Consider the following 5,410-nt stretch of genomic DNA (forward strand, 5'->3'; position numbering starts at 1 on the left):
ATTTCAATATTCTCAAACTATTAGCTTCTTTTATAGCTAATTATTTCCTTTTTGCTCTTTTTTACTGATTTGACTCCCTACCGGAAATCTTTATACTACTGATGGTTCATTAATAATTTCTTTTCGTTCAAATCTACCAATATCAAGAACAACATCCCATGTTAAATTATTACCTAAAATTATATCCTTCATTAAAATACCGACTGCTGGAGCCAACATGAATCCATGACCGCTAAAACCTATTGCCATATAAAATCCTTCAATTTCTTTGCAATCACCAACTATTGGTTGATGATCAGGTGATATATTATAATAACCCGCCCATTGACGTACAACTCTTAAATTTTTTGTTGGTGGAAGTAGCCATGTTACCTTTTCAGCTATGCTTTCAAGAAATTGCCATGTGCTTTTAATGTTATTTTCAACACTTTTTTTTGGCCCTTCACCCATCACAAATGAACCATGCGGTGTTTGCTGACAGTATATATTGTAAGAAAAGGACATAACCATTGGTCCAAGTATTTCATTTACAGGTTCAGTAGCGAGTATTTCATGCCTCTCAGAATATACAGGTAAATCAACACCAGCCATTTTACCTATTTCGGCTGACCATCCTCCAGCTGCATTTACAACTTTTTCTGTTTCAATAAATCCTTTATCAGTATAAACGCCTTTAATTCTTCCGTTTTTTATATATATGTTCTTTACTTCTACACCTTTATTAATTTCAACTCCCAATCTTTTTGCTGCCTGGGCATAAGCTATGGTTGTTAAAAATGGGTTGGCATGCCCATCTTTGTCATAGAATGCAGCTCCAAGCAACTTTTCGGTATTCAAAAATGGAACTATCTCTTTAGCCTCTTGTGGAGTTAAAAGTTTTGAATTTATACCAAGAGAGTTCTGCAACTTCACATTTTTCTTAAATTGATTCCACTCTTTTTCTGTATATGCAAGAAGCAAATATCCTTTTTGTTTAAATTCTATATCGATATCTGTTTCGAGTATATCATTTATATTTTCAAATATTTTCACACTTTCACGAGATAAAATGCAGTTTTGTTTTGTTCCCCATTGTTGTCTAACTCCAGCACCACATCTTCCTGTAGCACCATATGCAAGATACTTTTTTTCAAGTAAAACTACATCTTTCAAACCAGCTTTAGCAAGATTATATGCTATGGATACCCCTATTACACCTCCGCCAATAATAACAACTGAAGCCTTATTTTTCATATTTTCCACCTACAATCTCCTTAAAGAAAATCCCCCCAAATGGTGGTCTGTTATGTAGATTATAAACTTCTTCTATTGGTTTTCCAGTAAATTTAGAAATTTCTCTTGCAATAATTGGACCACAAGTTTTACCCTGACATGGTCCCATTCCAGCTCTTGAAATTCTTTTTATTTCTTCAACAGTTGTGAATCCTTGTTTTATTAAATCTTTAATTTCTCTAAGAGTTATATCTTCGCATCTACATACAATAATTTTATCTTCATCCATTATCTCACCACCTTTATGTGGCGTGAATGTTTGATATTTCTTTTTGAAACTTTAACTTCAATTAAATTAGTTTTATCTTTCAGCTTTCTAACGCTCAATACTTCATTTTTTTCTAATATATTTCCTTCCCTATTTAGTATTTCAACAAATTCGCCTTTTTTGGGAACTGGATAAAATTCATAGGGAATTAAAATGCTTTCTTTTTCATTATCAACAACAAATATAGCCAATCCTGGACATATCGAAACACAATTCCCACATCCGATACATTTATTATAATCCAGTTTTGGTATTGCATTTAAATCATCCATTGTTATAGCATTTGTAGGGCAACTTTCAACACATGGGTTACATGGTATTTTTTGAAAACATTCAATAATAGCAAATTTCTTATTTTTATTAGAAAATAACTTATCAATTTTTTTATTTTCTGGAACACCTGTTTTAAGCAATTGTTTTAAATTTTCCGGTTTATCAGAATCAAAATCAAAATCTTTATATAAATTTAATTTTTTCAAACCGTTAACTACCTTTGAAGATATTTTTCTTAACTCTTTTAATCTGTTCTTTATAGTATTTATTCTTTTATCGAATTTATTTGTTATTTCATAAGAAGAATATAATCCAGCAAGTTCCCCTTCAAGCATAGCAGCAGTAGCTTCTTCTATTCCAGCAGCATCACCTGCAACAAAAACATCAGTAATAGTAGTTTTTAAATTTTCATCTCTAATAGGAACAAATCCTCCCAATTCTGGTACATATTTCATTTCACAATTCATTTGATTTAAAATATCTGTAAGCGGCATTAAACCAGTAGCTAAACATATAGCATCACAAGATATGTTTTTTTGTTCATGTGTATCAACATTTTCAATAATAGCCCTTTCAACTTTCCTTTTTCCTATTGCTTTTATTATAGTATGTCTGGTATATATTGGAATTCCTATTCTTCTTACTTTAGATGCATGTACCAAATAACCACCGATTTTTTCAGAAATTTCAACTATTCCTTTAACCTTTACACCAGCTTGAGATAATTGATATGAAACTATTAATCCAATATTTCCAGAGCCTATCATTAAAATTTCTTTTCCAGGTAAAATCCCATATACATTCATTAAAGTTTGAACAGCACCAGCTCCGAAAATGCCTGGTAAATCATTATTTTCAAATGGTAAAGATTTTTCAAATGCGCCTGTTGCAACAATGATTTTTTTTGGTTTTATTTTAAGCATCCTTTCATCTTTTAATATTGTCACCACTCCATCTTCATAATATCCCATTACCATAGAATTTAAGTATAGATCAATATTATGATTCTCCTTTACTTTCTTAACTAAATTATTAGCAATGTAAATTCCTCTTGTTCCAGCTGACTCTTCTTTCGAGCCGAAAAATTTATGTGTTTGTTTTATCAATTGCCCACCTAAAACTCCCTTTTCCTCAAGTAAAACAACATTTAACTTTTTTCTTGCAGCAGCTAAAGCTGCACTAATTCCAGCTGGCCCACCTCCTATTACTAACACATCATATTCTTTCAATTAAATCACCCTTTGGTTTTTGTTTTTTTACTACCATCCCTTCTTTTAATGGAGTAACACAAATTCGAATATTTGGAATACCATTCACAACCATTAAACATGAAGAACAATGACCAATTGCGCAGAATAAACCTCTTGGTTTTCCTGTTTTTAAGCTTTCTCTATATTCCCATATCCCCAAAGCGTACAATGCTGCTGCAATTGTTTCACCTTCATAACCGTATAGCTCTCGACCTTCAAAATAAAACTTAATTTTCTTTCCTCGTTTAAATTCCAAAATCGGATGTTCTTGAATTCTCAAATTATCCCCCCCTGTGAAAAAACTTTCATTTACATTATACAACAAAGCTTAATATATAAAAACTTTAAAATAAATTATCTTTACTCAGTATTACGAATTAATTAACTGTAATTTCTTATAACATCATATTTTAAACTTAAAAAACAAATATTAATTATAGACCATCCAAAAAACAAAAATGCTCAAACCTTAATTCTTAACTTTCAAAGATGGAATATCACGATTTTATGATATAATAAACTTTTATGAAAACTTATCAAAATACTTTACAAAAGATGGAAAACTAAAAATAAACGAACTTATGAAGAAATACATAGAGTATATAAAAAAACGTGGAGGACAGATGTTTAAAGGAAAAAATTATATGAAGGAGTATATCAATATAATCTTGATATATTTTTAAATACATATATGGAAGAATTAGGAGGAGAAGTATTAACAGAAGTAGAAATAGATGGAGGAAAAATAGATTTACTAATAAGATATGAAAAGCAAAAATATCTAATAGAAATAAAAAGGAATCCTGATCCAAAAAAGTATGAAAATGCCAAAAAACAATTGTTAGAATACTTAAAGAGAATTGGATTAAAAGAAGGGTGGTTAATAATATATTCTAATGCAATAAAAGATTTCGAATATATAACAGAAGAAGAAAATGGAATAAAATTACATATTTGGTTTATAAAAACAAATTTGAAAGTCCATCAAAAATTAATTAATTTAATATTTTAATATTGATATATAATGCGCCTGTTTTTAGTCTTTGTATTAAAGAACTCAACAAATTATCCCAAATAATATATAATATAAAACTACATAGATAAATTTTCTTCATAATGAAAAATGGATTATTTCTGCTGTTAAAAATTCTTGGATAAAAATATTTAAAGATAAAGCTTTAACAAAGGCTTTGTTAGATAGAATAACTCATAATGCAATAATACTTGATATGAATGGATATAGTTACAGAAAAAAAGCCTTAAAACAAAACAATAATTCTTAAAATAAATCTTTAAAAACTATTATTCAAATCAATATATTGTGGGGGTCAAATTTTTACCCCAGGGGGTCAAAAGTTACTTGACATTTGCACTCTATTTAGACTAAATATTTAAAATATTAAATCAATATTTTGTATTTCTTTTTCAGGAATGAAAAAAAATTTCTTGTTTATTCTATAAATACTAAGATCAAAGGTGATTTCTTCAGTTTTATTTTCAATATTTGTTTCAATTTTTATTTTTTTAAGTTTTTTATCTAATTCTACTATTTTTCCATAATAAAAGTTATATTCAAAATCTTTCCGAGCTTTTTTAAATATTATTACTGTTTCATCTATAGCCGTTTTTTTAGAAAACCAGGTTTCTAATATACTTTCTATTTTAACGAAAACTTCAGATATTTTTTCATATGCATAATATACTCTTCTCTCGTATTTTTCTACAAATTGATTACTTTCTTTTATAACTTCCCTTTCATAATTAAAAAAATCTATTAGCTTCCTCTTATAATCAACAGATTTTCTATGATTGTTATTTTTTAATCTTTCTAAACTTCTGTTTTTTTCAACAATAAAGTCATTTCTATCTATAGTTAATATATTAAATTCTTTATTTTTAGATAATAAATCTTTAAAGTTGATCATTAAAAAATTATTCTTTTCAAAATTTTTATCAATAAAAGACAAAAAATTGGAAAACGATATAGTTTCAGGTTCTATATAGAAAAATTCCAATAAAGCGTCAGATAATATTTTATTAAAACTTGGATAAAATTCTGGCTCTTTCCAAAGTTACTTGAATAAACTGTGATTATGCTTAGATTAGTTTAATTATGTTCAATCAACAGAATTTTATTTTTTAATGTTTCAAATTTACATCTTCCATACATCATTCTTTTTATTAATTTTATTTTGTTTATTTTTCCCTCTGCTAAGCCATTACTATATTCAAATTTTATTGCGTTTTCTACTGCTACAATGTCTCGTTTTATTCCATGTATGAAACTCTGTATCCCTTGAATAGAACTTTTTTCATATTTTTTTATCCAATTATGTAATTTTTCTGT

Annotated in this window: 8 protein-coding genes; 2 read left to right on the forward strand and 6 right to left on the reverse strand. The window is 28.0% G+C overall.

The annotated features are described in order from the left end of the window. Positions 1-90: 90 nt before the first annotated feature. From BUA62_RS10995 to BUA62_RS11010, 4 genes are read right to left on the reverse strand one after another with little or no spacing between them, the layout of a single operon-like run. Positions 91-1,233: an NAD(P)/FAD-dependent oxidoreductase gene (locus BUA62_RS10995; protein ID WP_072866088.1), complete on the reverse strand. Its 1,143-nt coding sequence runs from the start codon at positions 1,231-1,233 to the stop codon at positions 91-93. Beyond that, positions 1,223-1,501 (reverse strand): (2Fe-2S)-binding protein, encoded by a 279-nt coding sequence (locus BUA62_RS11000; RefSeq protein WP_072866083.1) that lies wholly within the window; start codon positions 1,499-1,501, stop codon positions 1,223-1,225. The genes BUA62_RS10995 and BUA62_RS11000 overlap by 11 nt, the downstream gene beginning before the upstream one ends. Further along, positions 1,501-3,042, reverse strand: a complete 1,542-nt coding sequence (locus tag BUA62_RS11005) for an FAD-dependent oxidoreductase (RefSeq protein ID WP_072866084.1) — start codon at positions 3,040-3,042, stop codon at positions 1,501-1,503. Before BUA62_RS11005 ends, BUA62_RS11000 begins: the two co-directional genes overlap by 1 nt. Then, complete coding sequence (locus BUA62_RS11010; RefSeq protein ID WP_072866085.1) at positions 3,029-3,343, reverse strand: (2Fe-2S)-binding protein; 315 nt, start codon at positions 3,341-3,343, stop codon at positions 3,029-3,031. The genes BUA62_RS11005 and BUA62_RS11010 overlap by 14 nt, the downstream gene beginning before the upstream one ends. A gap of 411 nt (positions 3,344-3,754) precedes the next feature. Between BUA62_RS11010 and BUA62_RS11305 the strand changes: the two genes are divergently transcribed. Together BUA62_RS11305 and BUA62_RS11965 are read left to right on the forward strand one after the other, a co-directional pair. After that, positions 3,755-4,075: a PD-(D/E)XK nuclease family protein gene (locus BUA62_RS11305; protein WP_072866086.1), complete on the forward strand. Its 321-nt coding sequence runs from the start codon at positions 3,755-3,757 to the stop codon at positions 4,073-4,075. Positions 4,076-4,217: 142 nt separating this feature from the next. After that, on the forward strand, positions 4,218-4,346 hold the full coding sequence (locus BUA62_RS11965; protein ID WP_407656641.1) for an ATP-binding protein: 129 nt from the start codon (positions 4,218-4,220) through the stop codon (positions 4,344-4,346). Between the two features lie 108 nt (positions 4,347-4,454). On the opposite strand, the gene BUA62_RS11025 is transcribed toward BUA62_RS11965, so the two are convergent. Continuing rightward, entirely contained in the window at positions 4,455-5,078 is a 624-nt protein-coding gene (locus BUA62_RS11025; protein ID WP_072866087.1) for a hypothetical protein, read from the reverse strand. A gap of 92 nt (positions 5,079-5,170) precedes the next feature. Next, a partial coding sequence (locus BUA62_RS11030; RefSeq protein WP_143148386.1) for a transposase occupies positions 5,171-5,410 on the reverse strand: 240 nt, incomplete at its 5' end.

It is taken from the genome of Marinitoga hydrogenitolerans DSM 16785, assembly GCF_900129175.1.
Lineage (GTDB): Bacteria > Thermotogota > Thermotogae > Petrotogales > Petrotogaceae > Marinitoga > Marinitoga hydrogenitolerans.

Coding starts and splice junctions, on each gene's coding strand:
- BUA62_RS10995 (WP_072866088.1), bottom strand. CDS start 1,233: ATGAAAAATAAGGCTTCAGTTGTTATTATTGGCGGAGGTGTAATAGGG.
- BUA62_RS11000 (WP_072866083.1), bottom strand. CDS start 1,501: ATGGATGAAGATAAAATTATTGTATGTAGATGCGAAGATATAACTCTT.
- BUA62_RS11305 (WP_072866086.1), top strand. CDS start 3,755: ATGGAAGAATTAGGAGGAGAAGTATTAACAGAAGTAGAAATAGATGGA.